Origin of the sequence: Acidisoma sp. S159 (genome assembly GCF_009766125.1) — a bacterium.
Taxonomy (GTDB): Bacteria; Pseudomonadota; Alphaproteobacteria; order Acetobacterales; family Acetobacteraceae; genus Acidisoma.
On the sequence record NZ_LMUG01000011.1, the window covers coordinates 1 to 597 of the forward strand.

Annotated in this window: 1 pseudogene; it reads right to left on the reverse strand. The window is 62.0% G+C overall.

The features are described 5' to 3' along the window. Positions 1-77: 77 nt before the first annotated feature. Positions 78-595 (reverse strand): annotated as a pseudogene (locus GSQ92_RS06145) (transposase); the annotation flags it as partial. Positions 596-597: the final 2 nt, after the last annotated feature.

Below are 597 nucleotides of genomic sequence, written 5' to 3' on the forward strand. Positions count from 1 at the left end.
CGCGGAAACATCTCCGTCATGCTCAAACCTGAAGCGCCTCGCCGCCGAATATGGCCGGATCTACGCCGCCGCTAACACTCCAGGACAAGGTAATGCGCGGGTTGCTCGAAACGTAAATCCGCCAACCAGCGTCGGTGGAGCAACGTCCAGGCCGGCGATTGTAGTGGTGGCCATGGCGTAATAGAAACCCAGACAGTTGCTGACGGGCTTGCCGCAAGCTGCGCACCGCCGCCGAGCGCGCCCGCACGAGATCGCGAACCGCTTCGTGGGCCTGATCGGGCACCCAAACCGGCGTTAGCTCACCGGCGCGATGGAGTTTAGCGAGACTTATCGCGTCGCGGCGGTCAGTTTTGATCCGGTCGCTAGCCTTGACTGGGATCAGCGATGGAGCGACCACGACATAGTCGTGCCCTGCCCCGCTCAGGTGACGCTGAATGCCGTAGCCACAGGGACCTGCCTCATAGCAGAATTTCAATGTCCGGCCGCCCCGAGACAGCTTGCTCGCCAGCTTCGTCAGATTCGCAGCACCGTTGGCAATCTTGCCATGCTCTCGTACCTCTCCCCGCTTGCCCTCTTCGGCGACTGCCACCGCAATCA